Here is an 18,674-nt window from a genome sequence, read left to right as displayed (position 1 = left end):
GGAAGAACATCAGGGAGTGCTCAATGAAAAAGAAACTCGCTTTTGCGGCCGCGTTGCTGGCCGCAAGCGTCCTGAGCGGCATGGCCAATGCGAAGACGCTTGTCTATTGCTCGGAAGCATCGCCGGCCAATTTTGATCCGGGTACGACGACGGGCGGCAACGACTTCGATGCCTCGTCGCGTACCGTCTATTCGCGCCTGGTCGAATTCAAGCATGGCGGCACCGAGGTCGAGCCCGGCCTTGCCGACAAGTGGGAAATCTCGGACGACGGTCTGGTCTATACTTTCCATCTGCATCCAGGTGTGAAGTTCCAGACTACCGACTATTTCAAGCCGACCCGCGACCTCAACGCCGACGACGTCGTCTTCTCCTTCGACCGTCAGTTCAACAAGGCGAACCCGTGGAACGGCGATAAATACCTGCCGAACCTGACCTGGGATTACTACACCGGCATGGACATGCCGAAATATGTCGCCAAATGGGAAAAGGTCGACGATCTGACCGTCAAGCTGACCCTGACCGAGCCGAACGCGCCCATGCTTGCCAACCTCGGCATGGACTTCGCCTCGATCGTGTCGAAGGAATATGCCGAGCAGCTGGAGAAGTCCGGCAAGATGGCCGATTTCTCGACCAAGCCGATCGGCACCGGCCCGTTCCAGTTCGTCGATTACCAGCTGGATTCGGTCATCCGTTACGCGGCCCATCCGGATTATTTCAAGGGCAAGGAGAAGATCGACGATCTCGTCTTCGCCATCACCCCTGACGCGACCGCCCGCATCCAGAAGGTGCTTGCCGGCGAATGCGACATCGCGCCCTATCCGAATCCTGCCGACATCGGCACGATCAAGGCCAGCCAGGACGTGACCCTGATGGATCAGGCCGGCCTGAACATCGGCTACATGAGCTACAACACCACCATCCCGCCACTCGACAAGCCCGAGGTGCGCCATGCGCTCAATCAGGCCATCGATCGGGAATCACTGATCAAGTCGCTGTTCCAGGACGCTGGCGCCACGCCGGCCGTAAACCTGATCCCGCCGACCATGTGGTCGTGGGACAAGGATGTGAAGGCCGACGCCTATGATCCGGATGCGGCCAAGAAGGTTCTGTCCGCTGCCGGGCTGACGGAAATCCAGCTCTGGGCTTCCGATCGCGTTCGTCCTTACAACCCGAACTTCCAGCGCGCCGCCGAACTGATCCAGGCCGACTGGGCCAAGGTCGGCGTCAAGGCCGAGATCGTGAACTACGAGTGGACCAAGTATCGCTCGGAAGGCAAGAAGAAGGACCGTCCAGGCGCCTTCCAGATTGGCTGGACCGGTGACAATGGCGATCCGGACAACTTCTTCGCCACCCTGTTCGCCTGCTCCGCCATCGGCGTCTCGAACTACTCGAGCTGGTGCGACAAGGACTTCGAGGACCTGATCCAGAAGGCCAAGAAGACCAGCGACCAGGCCGAGCGCACCAAGCTCTATGAGCAGGCGCAGGTCGTCTTTCAGAAGCAGGCTCCGGCCTTCCTGCTGGCACACAGCCAAGTCTACGCAGTCGTGCGCAAGAATGTCAGCGGTTTCATGATGGACCCGCTCGGCATTCACCGCTTCGACGGCGTCGACAAAGCCGAATAAGATATTGAGTGGGGCGGCGCTGTAGAGCGCCGCCCCCTTCGCCATGCTCAAATATATTCTTCACAGAATTGCACTTTTGATCCCGACGCTTGTCGGCATCACTATCTGTGCCTTCGCCTTCGTCAGGCTGCTGCCTGGCGATCCCATCCTTGCCATGGCCGGCGAACACGGCGTGGCGCCGGCGCGTTACGAGGAACTCAAGGAGCAGTTCGGCTATAATCTGCCGATCTGGCAGCAATACGCACGCTATGTCGGCGAGGTCGTGACCGGCGATTTCGGGGTCTCCATCTCGTCCAAGCGCCCGGTGCTCGAAGAGTTCAAGACGCTCTTCCCGGCGACGCTGGAACTGTCGTTCTTCGCCATGATTTTCGCCATGGTGCTCGGCATTCCGGCCGGCATCTTCGCGGCGATCAAGCGCGGCTCCTGGTTTGACCAGTCGCTGATGGGCACGGCGCTCGTCGGCTACTCCATGCCGATCTTCTGGTGGGGCCTGCTGCTGATCATCTTTTTCTCCGGCTATCTCGGCTGGACACCGGTTAACGGCCGCATCGACCTGCAGTTCTTCTTCAAGCCGATCACCGGCTTCATGACCATCGACACCTTGCTCTACGGCAAATGGGATGCATTTCGCTCGGTATTGCGCCATCTGGTGCTGCCGACAATTGTGCTCGGCACCATTCCGCTGGCTGTGATAGCGCGCCAGACGCGCTCCGCCATGCTCGAGGTGCTGGGCGAGGACTACGTGCGGACGGCCCGAGCCAAGGGGCTTTCGTCGGCCCGAGTCATCGGCGTGCACGCTCTGCGCAATGCACTCATTCCGGTGGTCACTACCATCGGCCTGCAGGTTAGTACGCTGCTCGCCGGGGCCATCCTTACCGAAACGATCTTCTCCTGGCCTGGCATCGGCAGGTGGATGGTCGAATCCATATCCAAGCGCGACTATGTTGTCGTGCAGTCTGGCCTGCTCTTGATCGCCCTTATCGTCATGGCCGTGAACCTGATCGTCGATGTACTTTATGCCGTTATCAACCCACGCATAAGGGCGGCATGATGAGCCAGTCGACCGAAATCGCCCCGATGGCCGCCGGCAACCCGGATCGCCTCACCGGTCTCAGGACCTTCTGGTATTATTTCTCGGTGAACCGCGGCGCCGTCATCGGCCTGTTCGTCTTCATCCTGCTGGTGCTGGCGGCGCTGTTTGCGCCGCTGCTGGCTCCCTATGCACCCGACGTCCAGGACAAGACTGCATTCCTGCGGCCTCCGGCCTGGCAGGACGGCGGCTCGACACAATATCTGCTCGGCACCGATCCGGTCGGGCGTGACATCCTCTCGCGCCTGCTCTACGGCGCGCGCTTCTCACTGCTGATCGGCGCGGTCGTGGTCTCGCTGGCGCTCACCGGCGGCATCACGCTCGGCCTGCTGGCCGGCTATTTCCGCGGCTGGGTCGACGTGGCGATCATGCGCGTGATGGACCTCATCCTGGCTTTCCCGTCGTTGTTGCTGGCGCTGGTGATGGTCACCATCCTCGGTCCCGGCCTGTTCAACGCGATGCTGGCCATCGCGCTTGTCCTGCAGCCGCATTTCGCGCGGCTGGTGCGCGCCGCCGTGATGGCGGAGAAGAGCCGCGAATATGTCGTGGCGGCGAAGGTCGCCGGCGCCGGCCATATCAGGCTGATGCTTCGCACCATCCTGCCGAATTGCCTGGGACCGCTGATCGTCCAGGGCACGCTGTCGTTTTCCAACGCTATCCTCGAGGCGGCCGCTCTGGGTTTTCTTGGCCTCGGCGCCCAGCCGCCAACGCCCGAATGGGGAACGATGCTCGCTTCGGCGCGCGAATTCATCCTGCGCGCCTGGTGGGTGGTGACCTTCCCCGGTCTTGCCATCCTCATCACTGTGCTTGCCATCAATCTGATTGGCGACGGTCTGCGTGACGCGCTCGATCCGAAACTGAGGAGGTCGTGATGGCGCTGCTCGATATCCAGAACCTCGTCGTCGAGTTCCAGACCGCTTCCGGTTCTTTCCGCGCCGTTGACGGCGTGTCGCTCCATGTCGACGAGCGCGAAGTGCTGGCGATTGTTGGCGAATCCGGTTCGGGCAAATCGGTGTCGATGTTGGCGGTCATGGGGCTTTTGCCATGGACGGCCACGGTCACCGCCGACCGCATGAGCTTCAATGGCCGCGATCTTCTGAAGCTAAGCCCTGCCGAGCGGCGCAAGATCGTCGGCAAGGACATGTCGATGATCTTCCAGGAGCCGATGGCCAGCCTCAATCCCTGCTTCACCGTCGGCTTCCAGATCGAAGAGGTGCTGCGCTTTCATATGGGTATGGCCGGTGCGCAGCGCCGGGAGCGCGCCATCGAACTCTTGACGCAGGTCGGTATTGCCGAGCCGGCGGAACGGCTGAACTCGTTCCCGCACCAGATGTCGGGCGGCCAGTGCCAGCGCGTCATGATCGCCATCGCCATCGCCTGCAATCCGAAGCTGCTGATCGCCGACGAGCCGACCACCGCGCTCGACGTCACCATCCAGAAGCAGATCCTCGATCTCCTGGTTTCGCTGCAGGCCAAATACGGCATGGGGCTGATCATGATCACCCACAATATGGGCGTCGTGGCAGAGACCGCCGACCGCGTCATCGTCCAGTACAAGGGCCGCAAGATGGAAGAGGCCGACGTGCTGTCGCTGTTTGAATCGCCGAAGAGCAACTACACGCGCGCGCTTTTGTCGGCGCTGCCGGAGAATGCCGTCGGCGACCGGCTGCCGACCGTTTCCGACATGCTGTTCGAGCCGGCGCCTTCGGGAGCCGCCGCATGAGCATCAAGGTCGTCGAAGGCAAGAATATCGTCCGCGACTATCATGTCGGGGGCGGGCTGTTTCGCGCACAGCGCACGGTGCATGCGGTCAAGGGTGTCTCGTTCAGCGTCGACAAGGGCAAGACGCTCGCAATCGTCGGTGAAAGCGGCTGCGGTAAGTCGACGCTGGCCCGCATCATCACGCTGATCGATCCTGCGACTTCGGGTGAGCTGTTCATCGACGGCAACAAGGTCGACATCGCCAAGGACGGGCTGAGCAAGGAGATGCGCCGCAAGGTGCAGATCGTTTTCCAGAACCCTTACGGGTCTCTCAACCCGCGCCAGAAAATCGGCGACGTGCTGGGCGAACCGCTGCTCATCAACACCGGCAAGCCGGCTGAGGAACGGCGCGACCTTGCCATGAAGATGCTGAAGAAGGTCGGTCTCGGACCCGAGCACTACAACCGCTATCCGCACATGTTTTCCGGCGGCCAGCGCCAGCGTATCGCCATTGCCCGTGCGCTGATGCTCAACCCCAGCCTCTTGGTGTTGGACGAGCCGGTCTCGGCTCTCGATCTGTCTGTGCAGGCGCAGGTGCTCAACCTGCTCGCCGACCTGCAGGACGAGTTCCAACTGACCTACGTCTTCATCAGCCACGACCTGTCGGTGGTGCGCTACATCGCCGACGACGTGATGGTGATGTATTTCGGCGAGGCGGTCGAATACGGCTCGCGCGAAGAGGTCTTTGCCGACCCCAAGCACAGTTACACCAAGACGCTGTTCGCCGCGACGCCGCGCGCCGACGTCGCTTCGATCAAGGCGAGGCTGGCAAAGAAGAAGGCCGCCTGACCGGGCGTGTCGATATTCAGGTGAGGCCGGCCTGCGAATGGCGGCTTCCTGCGCTTCCGGTGCTCACGTACCTTAAGTATGCTCCGCTCCGGTTCTCGGAAGCCACCATTCTCGACTCGGCCTGACCTGAATCTCAACACGCCCTAATGCATGTCGCGCAAAAGTGGCCTCGGTTTTGCGAGAACGACATGCCTGAAACCAAAAACCCAAAGCGCGTCGCCTGAATCCGTTCAAACGCGACGCGCTTTAGGCCAAGCCGCTTACGACAGCTTGGCGATGATGGTGCGCAGCGCCTCGCCAAAGCGCCTGATCTCCTCAACCGTGTTGTAATGGACCAGCGAGGCGCGGATGGCGCCGCTGTCCATCGACAGGTTGAGCCGCTTCATCAGCCGCGGCGCGTACATGTGGCCGTCGCGGATGCCGATCTGCATGTCGGCCATTTCCTCGACGATCCGCTGCGGTGACAGTCTGCCGATGTTGAAGCAGAAGGTCGGCACGCGTTCGGCGATGCGGGCTTCGTCGGCGACGCCGTAGATCGTCGCGCCGCAATCCTTGAGCACGCCAAGCATCTCGCGCGCCAGCACCAGCTCATAGTCGCGGATGGCGCCCATGCCAGCGACGATGTTTTCGCGCCGCGAGCGGTTGTTGGATGGCGCCAGATTGCGGCCGATCAGTTCGAGATACTGCACGGCCGCATCCATGCCCGAGACGTTCTCGTAGATGAAGGTGCCGGCCTCGACCTTGTAGGGCGGCTCGTCGGGGATGAAATCCTCGCGGAAGGTCGGCAGCCGCTTCAGCGTCTCGAAGCGGCCCCACAGGAAGCCCATATGCGGCGAGAAGTTCTTGTAGCCTGAACAGACGAGGTAATCGCAATCCCAGGCCTGCACGTCAATCAGCCCATGCGGCCCATAGTGCACGCAGTCCAGGAACACCTCGGCGCCGGCTGCGCGCGCGATCTTGGCAACGGAAGCGACGTCGACGATCGAGCCGATCGAATGCGCTGTGACCGTGCAGGCGACCAGCCGGGTACGATCGGAAACCAGCGGGCGCAGATCGTCGACATGCAAATTGCCGTCTTCGCGCATGCGCCACCATTTGAACTTGGCGCCGGCGGACTCCAGCGCCAGCCATGTGGCGATGTTGGCGTCGTGGTCCATGTCGGTGATGACGATCTCGTCGCGCTCTTGAAGCATCTGGCCGATGCCGAGGCTGACCAGGCGGATGAACGAGGTGGCGTTCATGCCGAAGCAGATTTCGGCCGGGCTGGCGGCGTTTATCAGAAGTGCGACACTCTCGCGGGCGTCGGCGACCGACTGGTCGACGGTGACGCTGCGGCCATAGCGGCCACCGCGCTGCACGTTGTGCGAAACCAGATGGTTGGTCACCGCGTCGAGCACGCTTTGCGGGATCTGCGCGCCGGCGGCATTGTCCATGAAGATGAAATCGCCGGCCCGCTGCAAGGCTGGAAACATGGCGCGGATGGTGTCGACGGGGAACGCGGCGGCGCTCGCATTGTCGGTTTGATGTTTGTTCAAGGTCGGCTCCTGCGAAGTTCTTGGCGGGTGGTTTGATTTGCGAGGTCAGCGCGTCTTTTCGGTCTTGAAGCGTTCTTCAAGCAAGCTGACGAGGCGGACCATCGGCCAGAGGAAGATGAGATAGACGAGTGCTGCGCCGATCAGCGGCGAGGGGTTGGCGTAGAGCGACTGCGCATTGGTCGCTTCCTTCAACAATTCCGGCAGCGCCACGGTGGAGGCGAGCGAAGTGTCCTTGAACATCGAGACGCAGTTGCTGGTCATCGGCGGGATGACCACGCGGACCGCCTGCGGCAGCACCACCTTGCGCAAGGTCAAAAGGAACGGCAGGCCGAGCGCCTGCGACGCCTCGAACTGGCCGCGCGGAATGCTTTCAATACCGGAGCGGAACACCTCGGCCGAGTAGGCCGACATGATGATGGCGAACGCCGTCACGGCGGAAGCCCACGACGACAGGCGGATGCCGAGGAAGGGCAGTGCATAATAGATCAGGATCAGCACGACCAGCACCGGCAGGGCGCGGAAGATGTCGGTGTAGCCGACCGCGAGCCACCGCAGCGGCTTCGGCGCATAAAGCCGTACCAGGCTGATCGCCAGGCCGATTGGGATGCCGATGCCGATGCTCAAAATGCCGAGCAGCAGCGTGTTCAGGAAGCCGCGCAGCAGCGCCGGCAGGCTGGACATGATGACATCGGGATTGAAGAAAGTGTCGATCAGCGACATGGGAGCGTTCCCGAAGCGTTTTGCGTCCAGTGACGCCAGAGCAAGACCCGAACACCGAAATCGGCTGCGACGTACCAAACTGCGGCTCCGGGAAGGGCATGAATAAAACAGGACGTGCCGGCCTTTCGAGCCGGCACGCCTCTGGTCTGTCAGTCGCCGCTCAGGCCTTCGGCAGCGGCATTTCCTTGACGGTCGAGGAATCGGCGGGCGCGTCGCTGCCGAACCACTTCTTGTGGATCGCGGCCAGCGTGCCGTCCTTCTTCATCGCGGTCAGCGCGTCGTTCAGCTTGCCGAGCAGCGGGTGGTCCTTGGTCATCATCAGCCCGTACTGCTCGCCGGTCTTGATGCGCTCCTTGACTGTCAGGTCCTTCATTTTGGTGAAGGAGTACTGCATGCCGGGGATGTCGCTGACGGCCGCATCGACACGTCCGGCGCTGAGATCGAGCAGCAGGTTCTGCTGCGTGTCATAGCCCTTTACGTCGGCGAAGCCGTCGGCTTCCTGATGCCCCTTGACCCAGGTTTCGCCGGTCGAGCCGGACAGCACGCCAACGATCTTGCCCTTGAGGTCGGCTTCGGCCTTGATCGGGCTGTCGGTCTTGGTGGCGATGCCCATGTCGGAATCATAATAGGGCTGCGTGAACGACTGCGACTTCAGCCGCTCCGGCGTGATGGTGATCGACGAGATGGCGACATCGATGCGCTTCGATGTCGTGGCGGCGAACAGCGCCTGGAAGCCGAGGTCGGCGATATCCGTGGTCATGCCGATGCGCTTGGCTGCTTCGTTGACGATGTCGACTTCAAAGCCCTCGAACGTGCCGCTCTCGTTCTTGTACTCGAAGGGCGGGTTGGTCGGGTAGGCGCCGACATTGAGGACGTCGGCGGCATAGGCGGTGGCAGGGCCGGCGGCGATGCCGATAGCGGCGGCGAGAAGCATGATATTGCGACGGTTCAGATTCATGGTGTTCCCTCTGGGGTGTTCCCTCTGGTTGTTGATCGGGCGGGGTTGGCCCCGCACGGTTTCTTGCCGTCCCACCGTCGGCAGGGCGTCAATTCATGGCCGCGACCATGCGGTCGAGCGCGGTCGCTATCTCTTTGCGTTCACGGCACACGCACATCCGCAGGAAGGCCGTTGCCGAACTTCCGAACAGATGACCGGGTGCCAGCCCGACGCGCGCCGTCTCGAGAATCCTGGTGCAGGCGCGCCGTGCATCGCTCTCGCCTTCCATGGCAAAGAAGGCATACATGCCGCCGCGCGGTTTCGTTGGCAGGATGACGCCCGGAATTTGCGCCAGCCGGTCATAGGCGAGGTCAAGGCCAGTCCTGATCCGCTGCCTGATCTCCTCGACCAGCGGCTCGCCCTGGCGGATTGCTGCAACCGCACCGGCCTGGATCGGCGCAGCGGTGCCACTGTTGACATATTGCGTCATCGCGCCGAGTTGGTCGGCCACCCCGGACGGATGCGTCAGCCAGCCGATGCGCCAGCCGGTCATCGCCCAGGCCTTCGAGAAGCTGTTGACCGACAGCACCCTGTCGCCATCCTCGGCGATTTGCAGGATGGAGGGCGCAACATCGCCATCGAAATACAGCCGGCCGTAGACCTCGTCGGAGATGATCCAGATGCCGGTGCGCCGGCTGAAATCGAGCAGCGCGCGCATTTCCTCGGCTGAGGCGGTCCAGCCGGTCGGGTTGGAGGGCGTCGACAGGAAGATCGCGCGCGTGCGGGCATCGCAGGTCGCAAACAGCCGGTCGAGGTCGAGATGCCAGTCACCCCTATAGTCGAGCGAAAACGGCCGTGGCTCGCCGCCGATCAAGTGGATGGCGTTGTGGATGTTGGGCCATTGCGGCGCGACATAGACGACGTTGGTGCCGGTATCGACCAGCAGTTCCAGCGCAAGGTACAGCGCCTGCATGCCGCCCGGCGTGACCGTGGTGCACGCGATCGGGATCGACCGGCCATGGATGCGCGTCTGGTACTCCGACAGCGCCTCATTCAGGGGGCCATGGCCGCGCATGTTGGGAACGTAGAAGGTCAGGCCTTCATCGAAGGCAGCCTTGGCCGCATCGCGGATGAAAGCGGGCGTCACCATGTCGCCTTCGCCGTACCAGAGCGCAATGACGTCGCCGAGTTCGCGCGCCCGAACGGCGAGGTTGGCGATGTTCTCGGTGTGCAGGTCACGGATCTGGGCGCGAATGCCATCAAAGGCATAGCGCGCGCTGGACGACGACTGGGGCAGCATGAACGACAAGGACTGAAACCCCTCCCACCCGGAACACCACGATGGACTGCCCGGCAAGCCCGTCCGGCACCGCAGTCGCCATCGATCTTGGAATGCTTATCCAAAGCGCGGCGCTTTTCAAGGCGAAAGTTTTAAGCTTAAAAAGTTTGACCGGCCTGTTGCCCGACCAATACGCCTTTTTGCGCTAGCTACGGCTGTCTCAAGCCAGCTCGGCCCGCGCGGCGGCGGTGCCGGCGGCAACGCCCGCGCCGAGAAACATCGTGTCGCTGGCCAGCACGAAGAAGCTGGCGCCGATGGCGGCCCATTGGGAGACGTCCTGCGGCTTTGCGCAGAAGATTCCTGATGTCCTGCCATGCGCAACCGTGACGCCGATGATCCTGCGGATCGCCTCAGTGAGCTTGTCGGCGCCTTTCGGTCCGATCGCATCGATCGACACCGAAAGATCGCCGGGGCCGACGAAGATCACATCGACGCCGTCAACGGCGGCGATGGCTTCGATGTTGGTCAGCCCTTCCGATGTCTCGACCTGGACCGCGACGACGATCCTGTTATTGGCGCCGGCGAGATATTCGGGAATGCGATAGCCGTAGCCGGCCGCACGGCCGGGCCCGACGCCGCGCTCGCCCTGTGGCGGATAGCGCGAGGCTTTGACAGCCATCGCCGCTTGGGTCGCGGTCGAGACACGTGGGATCAGCACGCCTTGCGCGCCGCTGTCCAGCGCCGCCTGGATGGCTTCCGGCGCATGGCCGGGAACGCGGACCATCGCCGGCACGCGATGCACGTCGGCCGCTCGCACCATGGTCTCGATGATGTCGCGCGAGATCTGGGCATGCTCCCAGTCGATGCAGAGAAAATCGAGGCCGGACTGCGCCATCACTTCGACCGCAACGGCATGGGGAATGGCGGCAAAGGAACCAACGAGGTTCGTCTTGCCGATACACTTCTGGCGGAACTCGCTCATGCACGTCACCTTTCTCGCTCTGCCAGAATCCATATCGGCAAACGACTGTCAGGCGAAGCTATTTCAGGCTTGAAATATTTTCGCGCGGGCCTAGCGTGGGCTCTCCCGCCACGAGTTCCAGACATGATCAAAGCGCATCCCCTGCACGGCCCGAACAAACTCAACCTCGGCGTCTTTTCGACCAATGCCGATGGCGGCCTTGCCATCACCGACGTACCGGAACGCTGGGCGGCAAGCTGGCAGGACAATCTGACGGCGGCCCAGATCGCCGACCGCGCCGGGCTGGAATTCATGCTGCCGATCGCGCGCTGGCGCGGCTTCGGCGGCCGCAACAAGGTGCGGGAATGGTCGTTCGAGACCTTCACCTGGGCGGCGGCACTCGCCATGGCCACCGAACAGATTGGCCTGTTTATGACCGTGCATGTGCCGCTCGTGCATCCGCTCTACGCCGCCAAGGCGCTGGCGACCGTCGACCACATCAGCCAGGGCCGCGCCGGCCTCAACATCGTCTGCGGCTGGAACCCGAAGGAATTCGGCATGTTCGGCACGCCGCTGGTCGAAAAGGGTTACGACCAGGCGGCCGAATGGATCGAGATCCTCGAACGGCTTTATGCCTCAAGCGAGCCTCTAGACTATGAAGGCACCTATTATCGCCTCAAGGAAGCGGTCAGCCGTCCGGCCAGCTTGCAAGTTCCGCGCCCGGTGACGATGAACGCCGCTTTCGGCGGGCCGGGCCGCGATTTCGCCGCCGCCAGATGCGACTATCTGTTCACGACCTTTTCCGAGATGGGCGACGCCGGCAAGCACGTCGCCGACATACGCGAACGTGCCGACAAGGTGGGCCGTGATGTCGGCGTCTACACGGTGGCGCATGTGGTCTGCCGTCCGACGATGGAAGAGGCGCAGGCCTACTACGCGCGCTATGCCGTTGATATGGCCGACCACGACGCGGTCGATGCCCACATGGCCGGCAAGAAGGAATTCTCGCAATCGCACGACCCGCATGCCTATGACCGCTACCGGCAGCGTTTCGCCGGCGGCGCCGGCACCTATCCGCTGATTGGAACGCCCGAAACGATCGCCGCCGACATGGTCGCCATTGCTGAGCAGGGTTACCAGGGGATCGCGCTGTCCTTCGTCAACTACACGCAGGAACTGCCCTATTTCTGCGACCACGTGCTGCCGATTTTGAGGCAGGCTGGCCTTCGCGGATAAGCAAAAGTCATTCCGGAATGACGGCAGTCGCCTGGATCTCGACCTTGGCGCGGTCCTCGACCAGCCCCATCACCTGCATGGCGGCCATCGCCGGAAAATGCCGGCCGATCACCTCGCGATAGGCCTCGCCGATGCCCCTGAGGTTGGCGCGGTATTCGGCCTTGTCGGTGAAGTACCAGGTCATCGAGGTGATGTGCCGCGGCTCTGCACCGGCTTCCGCCAGCACCGCCACGATGTTCTCAAGCGTCTGCCGTACCTGGCCGACGAAATCGTCAGTCTCGAACTGACACTGGCCGTTCCAGCCGACCTGTCCGCCAACGAAGACGAGCTTGCCGCGCGCCGCGACGCCATTGGCGTAACCGACCGGTTTTGCCCAGCCTTGCGGCTGCAGGATCTCGTGCATTCAAAACCTCCCGGTAGTCCAAAAACCAAGTCTCAAAATCGATTGCCCGTCAAATTTCCTGCCATTAGGCCGCGCCCATCACTTGCCGCGCGATCACCACCTTCTGTACGTCCGAGGCACCCTCGTAGATGCGCAGCGCGCGGATCTCGCGATACAGGCTTTCGACGATATGGCCTTTGCGAACGCCGTCGCCGCCATGCAGCTGTACGGCCTTGTCGATGACCTCTTGCGCCTTGTCGGTGGCGAACAGCTTGGCCATCGCCGCCTCGCGCGTCACCCGCGCGGCACCCATGTCCTTGGTCCAGGCGGCGCGGTAGACCAGCAGCGCCGCCGCATCGACGTCGAGCGCCATGTCGGCGACATGGCCCTGCACCATCTGCAATTCGGCCATCGGCGCGCCGAACAGGTTGCGCTCGGCCACCCTTTTGATGCTTTCATCCAGCGCGCGGCGGGCAAAGCCGAGCGCTGCCGCACCCACGGTCGAGCGGAACACGTCGAGCACGGACATGGCGATGCGGAAGCCGTCGCCCGGTCTGCCAATCAGCGCCGAGGCAGGCAGGCGGACCTGGTCGAACGACAGCCGCGCCAGCGGATGCGGCGCGATCACCTCGAGGCGTTCAGCGATGCCAAGGCCTTTGGCGTCACCCGGCACGAGAAAGGCGGAAAGCCCCTTGGCACCCTGCGCTTCGCCGGTGCGGGCAAAGACGACATAGAGATCGGCGATGCCGCCATTGGAGATCCAGGTCTTTTCACCGGATAGAACATAGCTGTCGCCGTCGCGGGTCGCCGTCATTTCGGTGTTGGCGACGTCTGAGCCGGAGCGCGGTTCCGACAGGGCGAAGGCGGAAATCGCCTTGCCGGCACGTGTCTTTGCCAGCCATTGTTGCTGCTCGGGCGTTCCGAACAGGCTGAGTGCGCCGGTGCCCAGCCCTTGCATGGCGAAGGCGAAATCGGCCAACCCGTCATGGCGGGCGAGCGTCTCGCGCGTGATGCACAGCGTGCGCACGTCGAGTGGTCCCGGATTGTCCGTGTCCACAGCCGTCGGCTTCAGCCAGCCGTCGCTGCCGAGCTTGCCCACCAACTCGCGGCAAGCGGCATCGACGTCATGATGATCGACGGGCAGGTTCTTCGAACACCACGCCTCCAGCCGCTCGGCCAGTTGGCGATGGCGGTCTTCGAAGAACGGCCAGCAAAGGAAACTCTTGTCAGCCATCAATTGCCCTCGAACACCGGCTTTTCCTTGGCCACAAACGCTTTGTAGGCGCGCTCGAAATCGCGCGTCTGCATGCAGATTGCTTGCGCCTGCGCTTCGGCCTCGATCGCCTGGTCGAGACCCATCGACCATTCCTGGTTGAGCTGCGTCTTGGTGATGCCGTGGGCGAAGGTCGGGCCGGAGACGATGCGCGCCGCCATTTCGAGCGCATCGGCTTCAAGCGATGCGGCATCGACCAGCCGGTTGTAGAAACCCCAGCGCTCGCCTTCCGCTGCCGTCATGGTGCGGCCGGTGTAGAGCAATTCGGCGGCGCGGCCCTGGCCGATGATGCGCGGCAGGATCGCGCAGGCGCCCATGTCGCAGCCGGCGAGGCCGACGCGGGTGAACAGGAACGCCGTCTTGGCTTCCGGCGTAGCAATGCGGATATCGGAACTCATGGCAATGATGGCGCCGGCGCCGACCGCGACACCATCGACTGCCGCAATGATCGGCTTGCCGCAATTCAGCATCGCCTTGACGAAATCGCCGGTCATGCGGGTGAAGGCCAAGAGCTGCTTCATGTCCATCTTGACCAGCGGCCCGATGATGTCGTGGACATCGCCGCCGGAGCAGAAATTGCCGCCATTGGACAGGAACACCACGGCGTCGACGTCGTCGGCATAGACGAGGTCGCGGAACGTATCGCGCAACTCGGCATAGCTGTCGAAGGTCAGCGGGTTCTTGCGCTCAGGCCGGTCGAGCCGGACCTTCGCGATCCTGCCCTCGACCTGCCAGAGGAAATGCTTCGGCTCGAGGCCGGCCATCCCGGTCATTCGCGTCCCTCCCAGTTGCTGCGGAACGAGGTCAGCATGCCGGTCAGCCGGCGCGCGTCGTCCTCGCTGACCTTGCCCAGCAATTCACCGATCCAACCTTCATGCGCCGCGGCGATGATGCCGAAAGCCTTCGAGCCTTCCTCGGTCAGCCGCACCATCGAGGTGCGACGGTCGCCATTGCGGCGGGCACGGGCAACCAGCCCTTCCGACACCAGCCGATCGACGATGCCAGTGACATTGCCGTTCGATACCAAAAGAAAGCGCGACAGGTCGCTCATCAGCATGCCTTCCGGCGCGCGATAGAGTGCGGCCATCACGTCGAAGCGCGGCAGCGTCGTGTTGAAGTCCTTCTTCAGGCGCTCGCGCAGCTCAGCCTCGATCGTACGCGAGGCGCGCAGCAGCCGTATCCACAGACGCAGCCGGTCCTTGCCGGGTCCGGTCGGCGCGGGCAGGGGGCCGGCTACCATGTTTCGCCTCCTGAGATGGAAATCGCCTGTCCGGTGATCGACGCCGCGGCATCGCCACACAGCCACAGCACGGTGGCGGCAACTTCTTGCGGCTGGATGAAGCGGCCTTGCGGGTTGGTCGAGGCAAGGCTCGACCGTGCCTGCTCGGCTGAACGGCCGGTCTTTTCGATGATACGCTGGATGGACTCCTCCAGCATCTCGGTCTCGACGAAACCCGGACACACCGCGTTGACGGTGACGCCGGATTTGGCGGTCTCGGCCGCCAGCGCCCGCATCAGGCCGACGACGCCATGCTTGGCGGCGACATAGGGCGCGACGTAGGCGTAGCCTTTCAGGCCTGCCGTCGAAGCAACGAACACGATCCGGCCGGTCTTTCGCACCGCCATACCGGCCAGCGCCGGCTTCACTGTCAGGAAGGCTCCGGTCAGGTTCACATCCAGCGTCCGCTGCCAGTCGGCAAGGGTGGTCTTGTGCGCCGGTGTACTGCCGGCCATGCCGGCATTGGCGACGACGATGTCTATCGGCCCGCGCGCGGCTTGCGCCGTCTCGTATAGCGATGCCAGCGCAGCCTCGTCGGTGACGTCGGCTGCAATGCCGAAGATGCGGTCGCTTTCCCCGGCCACCTTGGCGAGCTCCGCCTGGCGGCGGCCGCAAATGGTGACGTCGATGCCGGCGCTGGCCAGCGCCAGCGCGATGGCCCGGCCGACGCCGGAGCCGCCGCCGGTAACCAGTGCATGCTTGCCGGAAATCGTTGCAGCGTCGCTCATACTTTCAGCCCCGCCGCGGCGTCGCGCTCGGCCAGCCGGTAGAGCTGGTCGCGCCCGGGCAGATAGGGATCCGGCCATTTGACACCGCGGTCGCCGAGTGTAACCGCCGCATGCAGCGTCCAGTAGGGATCGGCGAGATGCGGCCGTGCCAGCGCCACCAGATCGGCGCGGCCGGCCATCAGGATCGAATTGACATGGTCCGGTTCGTAGATGTTGCCGACCGCCATCGTCGCCATGCCGACCTCATTGCGGATGCGGTCGGAAAACGGTGTCTGGAACATGCGGCCGTAGACCGGCTTTGCCAATGCCGAGGTCTGGCCGGCCGAAACGTCGCAGATGTCGACACCGGCCTCATGCAGCAGCCGCGCGATCTCGACCGCGTCGGCCGGGGTGACGCCCTCGATGCCGACCCAGTCATTGGCCGAAATGCGCATCGAGATCGGCTTCTGTGCCGGCCAGGCGGCGCGCACCGCGCGGAAGATTTCCAGGGGATAGCGCATGCGGTTTTCGAGTGAGCCGCCATAGGCGTCCGTGCGCCGGTTGGTGACCGGCGTGATGAAGGACGACAGCAGATAGCCGTGCGCGGCATGGATCTCGAGCATGTCGAATCCGCAACGATCAGCCATTTCGGCCGAGGCCACGAACTCGTCGCGCACTTTGTCCATGTCGGAGCGGTCCATGGCCTTCGGCACCTGGTTCTGCGGCGACCATGCAACGGCCGATGCCGCCATCACAGGCCAGTTGCCTGAGGGCAGCGGCACATCGGTGCCTTCCCAGCCGAGCCGGGTCGAGCCCTTGGCGCCTGAGTGACCGATCTGGGCGCAGATCTTCGCCTCTGTCTCTGCATGGACGAAATCGACCAGCCGCCTCCATGCCACCTCATGTTCGGGCGCATAGAAGCCGGGACAGCCTGGTGTGATGCGGCCCTCGGGACTGACGCAGGTCATCTCGATGTAGATGAGGCCGGCGCCGCCCTTGGCGCGCTCGGCATAGTGGGTGAAATGCCAGTCGGTTGGGCAGCCGTCGACCGCTTTGTACTGCGCCATCGGCGAGACGACGATGCGGTTCTGCAGTGTCATGTCGCGTAGCTTGAACGGCGCGAACATCGGCGCGCGGCGCAGGCTGTTGCCGCCGGCACCCGCCTGGCGCTGGAACCATTCCTCCGCGCCGCCCAGCCATGCGGCATCGCGCAGCCGCAAATTCTCGTGGCTGATGCGTTGCGAGCGGGTCAAGAGCGAATAGTTGAACTGCACCGGATCGAGGCCGAGATAGCGCTCGACCTCCTCGAACCATTCGAGCGAATTGCGCGCCGCCGACTGCAGCTTCAGCACCTCGGTGCGGCGGGCATCTTCATATTTGCGGAACGCGGCGTCGAGGTCTGGCTCGGACTCGACATACTCTGCCAACGCCACGGCACTTTCCAGCGCCAGCTTGGTGCCGGAGCCGATCGAGAAATGCGCCGATGCGGCAGCATCGCCCATCAGTGCCAGGTTCTTGTAGGACCAGCGTTCGCACAGCACACGCGGGAAATTGATCCAGGCCGAACCACGAATATGGTTGGCATTGGTCAAAAGTGCATGGCCGCCAAGATGCTTGGCAAAAATGCGCTCGCAGACGGCGATCGATTCCTGCTGCGACATCGTGCCGAAGCCGAAAGCAGCCCAAGTCTGTTCGCTGCACTCGACGATGAAAGTCGCGGTGTCGCTGTCGAACTGGTAGGCGTGCGCCCACACCCAGCCATGCTCTGTCTTTTTGAAGATGAAGGTGAAAGCGTCGTCGAATTTCTGGTTGGTGCCGAGCCAGACGAACTTGCATTTGCGGGTGTCGATGTCGGGCTTGAAGACGTCGACGAAGGTGTTGCGCGCTTTGGAATTCAGGCCGTCGGCGGCAACGACCAGATCATGCGTCTCCATATAGGGCCGGGGATCGGCGATGTCGGTTTCGAACATCAGCTTGACGCCGAGTTCGCGCGCGCGCCGCTGCAGCAGGACCAGCAGCCGCTTGCGGCCGATGCCGCAGAATCCATGGCCGGTCGAAACCGTGCGCACACCGTCATGGATGACGGCGATATCGTCCCAGTAGGCAAAATGCTTCTTGATCCAGACGGCGCTGACCGGATCGTTCTTCGACAAATTGTCGAGCGTCTCGGCCGACAGCACGACGCCCCACCCGAAAGTGTCGTCGGCGCGGTTGCGCTCGAACACCGTCACCTCGTGCGTGGCGTCCCTGAGCTTCATCGAGATGGCAAAGTAGAGGCCGGCTGGTCCGCCGCCGAGAACCGCAACCTTCATCTGTGCGATCTCCTCTTCGCTTGCTGGCCCCAGTATCGCGCCGGCGACAAATTATTTCAAGCTTAAAGTTTCATATCGAAATGATTATCTGGATATCACGGAGGCGCGCTTGCGTGACGTGGCGCAAGCGCGCCTTCCAATCATTTTTCCGGGTTCTTCGGGCTCCACAGCACGGTCTCGGCGCCTTTCTCGTAAGCCATCCCCGAGGGGTAGCTGATCGCTTCCAGTTGCAGACCCCACGGCGCCTGGAAATAGAGAATGGTCTGGCCGGCGGCCGGCCCCTCCTTGACCGGCAGCGGCCCCATCCGCGTCTTGACGCCCTTGGCATCGAGATAGGCTTTGGCGGCGGCGACGTCATCGACATAGAAGGCGATGTGGAAGCCGCCTATGTCGCTGTTCTTCGGTGTCAGATCCTTCTGGTCTGGTGCGGTGTATTTGAACAGTTCGATGTTCGATCCATAGCCGCAGCGAACCAGGGTGATCTCCTCGATCACGGCCTTCGGATCGACGCCCAGCAAATCCCGCATGAAGGTGCCCTTGTCGTCGGCGAACGGCCCGAACGACATCGCCTTCTTGCAGCCGACGACTTCGGTGAAGAAGTCGACCGCCTGCTTCATGTCGGGAACGGTGATGCCGGTGTGATCGTGGCCGCGCATGCCGGGGATCGAGCTGGCGGCGGCAATAGCGGCGCTGCCAAGGATGGCGGCGGCGAGCGTGGCGTTTCGAACTTTCGTCTTCATGTCAGTCCTCCTCCATGGGTGGGCCTGGTCATTTGGCGGTCGCACGTCCGA

At 63.1% G+C, this 18,674-nt stretch carries 19 protein-coding genes; 7 read left to right on the top strand and 12 right to left on the bottom strand.

Annotation, left to right across the window (positions count from 1 at the left end; all coding sequences use genetic code 11):
* Window positions 1-23 precede the first annotated feature (23 nt).
* Genes AC1D2G_RS06590 through AC1D2G_RS06570 form a run of 5 tightly spaced genes read left to right on the top strand, consistent with a single transcriptional unit; the run spans window position 24 to window position 5,262 of the window.
* Window positions 24-1,622 carry an ABC transporter substrate-binding protein gene (locus AC1D2G_RS06590; RefSeq protein WP_477304955.1) on the top strand — a complete coding sequence of 533 codons (1,599 nt, stop codon included), beginning with the start codon at window positions 24-26 and terminating at the stop codon, window positions 1,620-1,622.
* A 43-nt stretch (window positions 1,623-1,665) separates the two neighbouring features.
* Window positions 1,666-2,673, top strand: a complete 1,008-nt coding sequence (locus AC1D2G_RS06585; RefSeq protein ID WP_095082599.1) for an ABC transporter permease subunit — start codon at window positions 1,666-1,668, stop codon at window positions 2,671-2,673.
* Window positions 2,673-3,584, top strand: a complete 912-nt coding sequence (locus tag AC1D2G_RS06580) for an ABC transporter permease subunit (protein ID WP_477304957.1) — start codon at window positions 2,673-2,675, stop codon at window positions 3,582-3,584. Before AC1D2G_RS06585 ends, AC1D2G_RS06580 begins: the two co-directional genes overlap by 1 nt.
* Window positions 3,584-4,435 carry an ABC transporter ATP-binding protein gene (locus AC1D2G_RS06575; RefSeq protein ID WP_477393313.1) on the top strand — a complete coding sequence of 284 codons (852 nt, stop codon included), beginning with the start codon at window positions 3,584-3,586 and terminating at the stop codon, window positions 4,433-4,435. Before AC1D2G_RS06580 ends, AC1D2G_RS06575 begins: the two co-directional genes overlap by 1 nt.
* The gene (locus tag AC1D2G_RS06570) at window positions 4,432-5,262 is read left to right on the top strand and encodes a dipeptide ABC transporter ATP-binding protein (protein ID WP_095082593.1); all 831 of its coding nucleotides are present in this window, start codon (window positions 4,432-4,434) and stop codon (window positions 5,260-5,262) included. Before AC1D2G_RS06575 ends, AC1D2G_RS06570 begins: the two co-directional genes overlap by 4 nt.
* Window positions 5,263-5,522: 260 nt before the next feature.
* Here the strand turns inward: AC1D2G_RS06570 and AC1D2G_RS06565 are convergent, their stop codons facing one another.
* The 4 genes from AC1D2G_RS06565 to AC1D2G_RS06550 form a co-directional block, all read right to left on the bottom strand.
* Window positions 5,523-6,797: a cysteine desulfurase-like protein gene (locus tag AC1D2G_RS06565; protein ID WP_477412789.1), complete on the bottom strand. Its 1,275-nt coding sequence runs from the start codon at window positions 6,795-6,797 to the stop codon at window positions 5,523-5,525.
* Window positions 6,798-6,842: 45 nt separating this feature from the next.
* Window positions 6,843-7,517, bottom strand: a complete 675-nt coding sequence (locus AC1D2G_RS06560; protein WP_477412787.1) for an amino acid ABC transporter permease — start codon at window positions 7,515-7,517, stop codon at window positions 6,843-6,845.
* 160 nt (window positions 7,518-7,677) lie between these two features.
* A complete protein-coding gene (locus AC1D2G_RS06555; protein WP_477225281.1) occupies window positions 7,678-8,475 on the bottom strand; it encodes an ABC transporter substrate-binding protein in 798 nt (265 codons plus the stop codon).
* Between the two features lie 88 nt (window positions 8,476-8,563).
* Window positions 8,564-9,754 carry a pyridoxal phosphate-dependent aminotransferase gene (locus tag AC1D2G_RS06550; protein WP_477413056.1) on the bottom strand — a complete coding sequence of 397 codons (1,191 nt, stop codon included), beginning with the start codon at window positions 9,752-9,754 and terminating at the stop codon, window positions 8,564-8,566.
* Between the two features lie 41 nt (window positions 9,755-9,795).
* Between AC1D2G_RS06550 and AC1D2G_RS06545 the strand changes: the two genes are divergently transcribed.
* On the top strand, window positions 9,796-9,942 hold the full coding sequence (locus AC1D2G_RS06545; protein WP_477225282.1) for a hypothetical protein: 147 nt from the start codon (window positions 9,796-9,798) through the stop codon (window positions 9,940-9,942).
* A gap of 11 nt (window positions 9,943-9,953) precedes the next feature.
* On the opposite strand, the gene AC1D2G_RS06540 is transcribed toward AC1D2G_RS06545, so the two are convergent.
* On the bottom strand, window positions 9,954-10,715 hold the full coding sequence (locus AC1D2G_RS06540) for an HpcH/HpaI aldolase family protein (RefSeq protein WP_477412785.1): 762 nt from the start codon (window positions 10,713-10,715) through the stop codon (window positions 9,954-9,956).
* Between the two features lie 123 nt (window positions 10,716-10,838).
* On the opposite strand from AC1D2G_RS06540, the gene AC1D2G_RS06535 reads away from it, so the two are divergent.
* The gene (locus tag AC1D2G_RS06535) at window positions 10,839-11,930 is read left to right on the top strand and encodes an LLM class flavin-dependent oxidoreductase (protein ID WP_477412783.1); all 1,092 of its coding nucleotides are present in this window, start codon (window positions 10,839-10,841) and stop codon (window positions 11,928-11,930) included.
* 7 nt (window positions 11,931-11,937) lie between these two features.
* Here AC1D2G_RS06535 and AC1D2G_RS06530 read toward each other — a convergent pair whose 3' ends face one another.
* The 7 genes from AC1D2G_RS06530 to AC1D2G_RS06500 all read right to left on the bottom strand — a co-directional run bounded on the left by AC1D2G_RS06530 (window position 11,938) and on the right by AC1D2G_RS06500 (window position 18,623).
* Window positions 11,938-12,333, bottom strand: a complete 396-nt coding sequence (locus AC1D2G_RS06530; protein WP_477412781.1) for a RidA family protein — start codon at window positions 12,331-12,333, stop codon at window positions 11,938-11,940.
* Between the two features lie 64 nt (window positions 12,334-12,397).
* The gene (locus AC1D2G_RS06525) at window positions 12,398-13,546 is read right to left on the bottom strand and encodes an acyl-CoA dehydrogenase family protein (RefSeq protein WP_477412779.1); all 1,149 of its coding nucleotides are present in this window, start codon (window positions 13,544-13,546) and stop codon (window positions 12,398-12,400) included.
* Window positions 13,546-14,358 carry an enoyl-CoA hydratase family protein gene (locus AC1D2G_RS06520; protein WP_477412777.1) on the bottom strand — a complete coding sequence of 271 codons (813 nt, stop codon included), beginning with the start codon at window positions 14,356-14,358 and terminating at the stop codon, window positions 13,546-13,548. Before AC1D2G_RS06520 ends, AC1D2G_RS06525 begins: the two co-directional genes overlap by 1 nt.
* On the bottom strand, window positions 14,355-14,825 hold the full coding sequence (locus AC1D2G_RS06515) for a MarR family winged helix-turn-helix transcriptional regulator (protein ID WP_095082573.1): 471 nt from the start codon (window positions 14,823-14,825) through the stop codon (window positions 14,355-14,357). Before AC1D2G_RS06515 ends, AC1D2G_RS06520 begins: the two co-directional genes overlap by 4 nt.
* Window positions 14,819-15,592: an SDR family NAD(P)-dependent oxidoreductase gene (locus AC1D2G_RS06510; RefSeq protein ID WP_477412775.1), complete on the bottom strand. Its 774-nt coding sequence runs from the start codon at window positions 15,590-15,592 to the stop codon at window positions 14,819-14,821. The genes AC1D2G_RS06515 and AC1D2G_RS06510 overlap by 7 nt, the downstream gene beginning before the upstream one ends.
* Complete coding sequence (locus tag AC1D2G_RS06505) at window positions 15,589-17,883, bottom strand: bifunctional salicylyl-CoA 5-hydroxylase/oxidoreductase (RefSeq protein WP_477412773.1); 2,295 nt, start codon at window positions 17,881-17,883, stop codon at window positions 15,589-15,591. The genes AC1D2G_RS06510 and AC1D2G_RS06505 overlap by 4 nt, the downstream gene beginning before the upstream one ends.
* A 140-nt stretch (window positions 17,884-18,023) precedes the next feature.
* The gene (locus AC1D2G_RS06500) at window positions 18,024-18,623 is read right to left on the bottom strand and encodes a VOC family protein (protein WP_477393332.1); all 600 of its coding nucleotides are present in this window, start codon (window positions 18,621-18,623) and stop codon (window positions 18,024-18,026) included.
* Window positions 18,624-18,674 lie beyond the last annotated feature (51 nt).

The sequence above is a fragment of the Mesorhizobium sp. P2_C7 genome, from assembly GCF_056404515.1.
Note: the sequence above shows the minus strand (reverse complement) of the source record. Positions and strands in the feature narration are given on the sequence as shown.

What these genes read in the sequence shown, in the direction of transcription:
- AC1D2G_RS06590 (WP_477304955.1), top strand. Translation starts at nt 24, where the DNA reads ATGAAAAAGAAACTCGCTTTTGCGGCCGCGTTGCTGGCCGCAAGCGTC.
- AC1D2G_RS06585 (WP_095082599.1), top strand. Translation starts at nt 1,666, where the DNA reads ATGCTCAAATATATTCTTCACAGAATTGCACTTTTGATCCCGACGCTT.
- AC1D2G_RS06580 (WP_477304957.1), top strand. Translation starts at nt 2,673, where the DNA reads ATGAGCCAGTCGACCGAAATCGCCCCGATGGCCGCCGGCAACCCGGAT.
- AC1D2G_RS06575 (WP_477393313.1), top strand. Translation starts at nt 3,584, where the DNA reads ATGGCGCTGCTCGATATCCAGAACCTCGTCGTCGAGTTCCAGACCGCT.
- AC1D2G_RS06570 (WP_095082593.1), top strand. Translation starts at nt 4,432, where the DNA reads ATGAGCATCAAGGTCGTCGAAGGCAAGAATATCGTCCGCGACTATCAT.
- AC1D2G_RS06560 (WP_477412787.1), bottom strand. Translation starts at nt 7,517, where the DNA reads ATGTCGCTGATCGACACTTTCTTCAATCCCGATGTCATCATGTCCAGC.
- AC1D2G_RS06555 (WP_477225281.1), bottom strand. Translation starts at nt 8,475, where the DNA reads ATGAATCTGAACCGTCGCAATATCATGCTTCTCGCCGCCGCTATCGGC.
- AC1D2G_RS06550 (WP_477413056.1), bottom strand. Translation starts at nt 9,754, where the DNA reads ATGCTGCCCCAGTCGTCGTCCAGCGCGCGCTATGCCTTTGATGGCATT.
- AC1D2G_RS06545 (WP_477225282.1), top strand. Translation starts at nt 9,796, where the DNA reads ATGGACTGCCCGGCAAGCCCGTCCGGCACCGCAGTCGCCATCGATCTT.
- AC1D2G_RS06540 (WP_477412785.1), bottom strand. Translation starts at nt 10,715, where the DNA reads ATGAGCGAGTTCCGCCAGAAGTGTATCGGCAAGACGAACCTCGTTGGT.
- AC1D2G_RS06535 (WP_477412783.1), top strand. Translation starts at nt 10,839, where the DNA reads ATGATCAAAGCGCATCCCCTGCACGGCCCGAACAAACTCAACCTCGGC.
- AC1D2G_RS06530 (WP_477412781.1), bottom strand. Translation starts at nt 12,333, where the DNA reads ATGCACGAGATCCTGCAGCCGCAAGGCTGGGCAAAACCGGTCGGTTAC.
- AC1D2G_RS06525 (WP_477412779.1), bottom strand. Translation starts at nt 13,546, where the DNA reads ATGGCTGACAAGAGTTTCCTTTGCTGGCCGTTCTTCGAAGACCGCCAT.
- AC1D2G_RS06520 (WP_477412777.1), bottom strand. Translation starts at nt 14,358, where the DNA reads ATGACCGGGATGGCCGGCCTCGAGCCGAAGCATTTCCTCTGGCAGGTC.
- AC1D2G_RS06515 (WP_095082573.1), bottom strand. Translation starts at nt 14,825, where the DNA reads ATGGTAGCCGGCCCCCTGCCCGCGCCGACCGGACCCGGCAAGGACCGG.
- AC1D2G_RS06510 (WP_477412775.1), bottom strand. Translation starts at nt 15,592, where the DNA reads ATGAGCGACGCTGCAACGATTTCCGGCAAGCATGCACTGGTTACCGGC.
- AC1D2G_RS06505 (WP_477412773.1), bottom strand. Translation starts at nt 17,883, where the DNA reads ATGAAGGTTGCGGTTCTCGGCGGCGGACCAGCCGGCCTCTACTTTGCC.
- AC1D2G_RS06500 (WP_477393332.1), bottom strand. Translation starts at nt 18,623, where the DNA reads ATGAAGACGAAAGTTCGAAACGCCACGCTCGCCGCCGCCATCCTTGGC.